The organism is Streptomyces sp. NPDC059564, assembly GCF_042735575.1.
Taxonomy (GTDB): domain Bacteria; phylum Actinomycetota; class Actinomycetes; order Streptomycetales; family Streptomycetaceae; genus Streptomyces.
Genome location: NZ_JBHWBP010000528.1, coordinates 1 through 3,739 on the forward strand (window position 1 = coordinate 1; position 3,739 = coordinate 3,739).

Below are 3,739 nucleotides of genomic sequence, written 5' to 3' on the forward strand. Positions count from 1 at the left end.
CCGGCACGGGCGACCCCGGCGCGGCCGGGGCCGGCGGCGGGCGGCGCGGCAGTGCCGCCGGCGGGGCACAGCCCGGTGTGGACGGGACCGTGGGCAGCGGGGTGTACCCCGGCGGAACCGGCGGAGCCAGGCGGCGGGGGATCGGGGCCTGGGCTCGGAAGTGGGTGCGGGGGGAGGGGGCCGTCGAGGCGGTGGAGGTCGCGGCCGAGGTGATGGCGGCGGCGGTGCCCGACGACGACGATCCGGCGGCGCTGCTGCTGGCGGCGCTCGGGCCCACCGGGCGGCTGTGGTCGCGCGGGGCCGGGCATCCCGGGTTCCTGGAGGTCGGGCTCGGCGCCGGGAGCCGGGTGGCGCTGCGCGCGTGCGGCTCGCTCGGCGTCGCGGGGCCGCGGGCGCGGCTGACGGGCGTGGCCCGGTCGGTGATCGCCCAGCTGGCCGGGCTGCACGCCCCGGCGCAGCTGGAGATCGTGCTGCTGGCGGCGGACCGCGCGCGCCCCGTCCAGGAGCGGCGCCGCGACTGGGGCTGGCTCGGCTGGCTGCCCCACGTACGGCCGGCGCACGGCCAGGACTGCCGGCTGCTGCTGGCGTACGACCGGGAGCAGGCGGCCGCCCGGACCGGGGAGCTGACCCGGCGGCTGGACGACAGCGCGCTCGGCACGAACTGGGCCGCCGCGGACCCGGCGGCGCTGCGGCAGGCGGCGTACGCCTACGAGGGGCCCCGCACGCTGGTGGTCCTGGACGGCGATCCCGGCGCGGGCGCCCTGCGCGACGTGACGGCCCGCCTCGCCTCGCACGGGCCGGCCGCGGGCATCCACGTACTGGTCCTCGCGGAGGCGCCGGCCGCGACCCCCGCCTCCCCCGTGGCGGCGACGTACGAGGCGGCCTGCGCGGCCGCCCCGGCGTTCCGGGACTGCGGTACGGCCGCCCTGCTCAGCGGGGACGTCGCCACGGCGCTACGGTCCTTCGCGGTCGCGGGCGGCAGGCCGCAGCCCCCCGGGGAGACGGCCGTCGCGGACGGGGTCTCCGCCGCCTGGGCGGAGCGGTTCGCCCGGGCCCTGGCCCCGCTGCGCGCGGACGGCCCGGCCGCGGAGGGCGCCGGGTACCGCCCGGCGGCGGCCAGCCTCCCGGCGGCGTCACGGCTCCTCGACGAACTCGGCCTGGCACGCGCCACCCCGGCCTCCCTGATGGCCCGCTGGGCGGCCGCCACCGACCAGGGCCAGGGCGTCGGCGGCCGCGCCGAGATCGTGCTCGGCGCGGGCCGGCGCGGCCCGGTCGGCGCGGAGCTGGTCCACGACGGCCCGCACCTCCTGGTGGAGGGTCCCGCCGGGAGCGGCCGGACGGAGCTGCTGCGTTCGCTGGCGGCGTCCCTGTCGGCGGCGGCCCGCCCCGACCGCCTGGGCCTGGTCCTGCTGGACGGCGCCGGCGGGGAGCGCGGCGACGGCCTCCTGCCGTGCACGGAGCTCCCGCACGTGTCGGCCCACCTGGTGGCCTCGGACCCGCTGCGCATGCGGGAGTTCGCGCAGGCCCTCGGCGCCGAGCTGAAGCGCCGCCACGAGCTGCTGGACGGGGTGCCGTTCGCGGAGTGGCACGCGGGCCGGGAGCTGTCGGACCGGATGGTGGCGCCCCGCCGGCCCACCCCGGGCGAGCTGCGCGGCGACCTGGATCCGCAGCGCACCGGCACCCTGCGGCTGCGGGCCCAGACGCCGCGCGCCGACCCGGCGGCGGCGGGCCCCACTCCCCTGCCCCGGCTGGTGCTGCTGGTGGACGACTTCGACGCGCTGGTGGCGCCGGGTCTGGGCAGTACGGGCCGCCCGGCGGCCGGTTCGGTGGTGCGGATCCTGGAGGCGGTGGCCCGCGAGGGCGCCCGGCTCGGGGTGCACCTGATCGCGACGAGCGCCCGCCCGGACCGTACGGCCGACACCGAGCTGGCCCGCCGCGCCACGCTGCGGGTGGAGCTGGACGCCCCGGACCAGCCGGGCCCCGGCCGCGGTGTGCTCCGGTACGCGGACGGGCGCGCGGTGCCGTTCCAGGCGGGCCGGGTCACGGGCCGGATCCCGCGCACGGCGACGCTGCGGCCGACTGTGGTGCCGGTGGAGTGGGACCGGATGGGTGATCCACCGGCCCGCCGCCCGGTGCGCGAGCTGGGCAACGGCCCCACCGACCTGGCGTTGCTGGCCAGCGCCCTCGACCGGGCCTCCCACCTGGTGTCGGCGATACCGGTGCTGTTCCCGCCCGCGCCCTGAAGCCGCGCACCGCCCCCGCGACGGCCCCGTCACGCGGTATTGCGGGGGCGCGCGGGTCGGCGTAGACCTTGTGGTCCGGGACACACCACGGGCATCGGGGGCACAGCCATGCGCAAGCAGGGAACGAGCCGTACGAGGATGGGCTGGGCGGCCCTGGCGGCCGCGGGCGCGCTCGCGCTGTCGGCGTGCGGGGGCGATCCGCAGCCGGGGCGGGAGGAGTCCGGGCCGGACGCATCGGCCGCGCCGCGCGTGGAGTTACCGAAACTTCCCGGGGAGAAGCTGGAGGTCGCGGCGGTCTGGACGGGCCCGGAGCAGGCCAACTTCACCAAGGTGCTGAAGGAGTTCGAGAAGCGGACGGGTGCCACCGTCACCTTCGTCCCGGCCCAGGACCCGATCGTCACCTTCCTCGGCTCCAAGATCGCGGGCGGTCAGCCGCCGGACGTGGCGCTGCTCCCGCAGGTCGGGGCGCTGGCCTCGGCGGTGAAGAACAAGTGGGCGCAGCCGGTGGGCCCGGAGGCCAAGGCGCAGCTGGACGCGAACTACTCGGCGGGCTGGAAGGCGCTGGGCGCGGTCGACGGCACCCAGTACGGGGTGTACTACAAGGCGGCGAACAAGTCGCTGATCTGGTACAACGCGAAGGCCTTCGAGGCGGCCGGCGTGCAGGTCCCCAAGACGTGGAAGGACCTCCTGTCCGCGGCCGACACCCTGTCCGCCTCGGGCACCCCGGCGGTGTCGGTGGCGGGCGCGGACGGCTGGACGCTCACGGACTGGTTCGAGAACGTCTACCTGTCCCAGGCGGGTCCGGAGAAGTACGACAAGCTGGCCAAGCACGAGCTGAAGTGGACGGACGACAGCGTCAAGCAGGCACTGACCACCCTCGGCGAGCTGTTCGGGCGCAAGGACTTCCTGGCGGGCGGCACGAGCGGGGCGCTGGCGACGGAGTTCCCGAAGTCGGTGACGCAGACCTTCACGGGCGGCGACCGGCCCGCGGCGGCGATGGTCTTCGAGGGCGACTTCGTGGCGGTGAACATCGCGCAGACCGAGGCGAAGGTGGGCGAGGACGCGCTCGTGTTCCCCTTCCCGGCGGTCGGCGCGAAGGCGCCCGTGGTCTCGGGCGGTGACGTGGCGGTGGCGCTGAAGCCGTCGAAGGGGGCGCAGGCGCTGCTGACGTTCCTGGCGTCGGCGGACGCGGCGGAGATCCAGGCCCGCGCGGGCGGTTTCGTCTCCCCGAACAAGGCGGTGGACCTCGCGGCGTACCCGAACGCCATCCAGCGGGACATCGCGAAGGCGCTGATCGCGGCGGGCGACGACTTCCGCTTCGACATGTCGGACCAGGCTCCGGCCGCCTTCGGCGGGACCCCGGGGGCCGGGGAGTGGAAGACGCTCCAGGACTTCCTGGCGAACCCGTCGGACGTGGCGGGCACCCAGGCGAAACTGGAGGCGGACGCGGCCAAGGCCTACGGGAACTGATCCCGTGACGGCCACGGTCGACAAGG

General features: G+C 77.3%; 2 protein-coding genes. Both read left to right on the top strand.

What is annotated here, in order from left to right; all coding sequences use genetic code 11:
* Positions 1-2,243, top strand: a 2,243-nt coding sequence (locus ACFV0Q_RS39520) for an FtsK/SpoIIIE domain-containing protein (protein WP_385012683.1), incomplete at its 5' end; no start/stop codon positions are given.
* A 108-nt stretch (positions 2,244-2,351) separates the two neighbouring features.
* Complete coding sequence (locus ACFV0Q_RS39525) at positions 2,352-3,713, top strand: ABC transporter substrate-binding protein (protein ID WP_385012685.1); 1,362 nt, start codon at positions 2,352-2,354, stop codon at positions 3,711-3,713.
* Positions 3,714-3,739 lie beyond the last annotated feature (26 nt).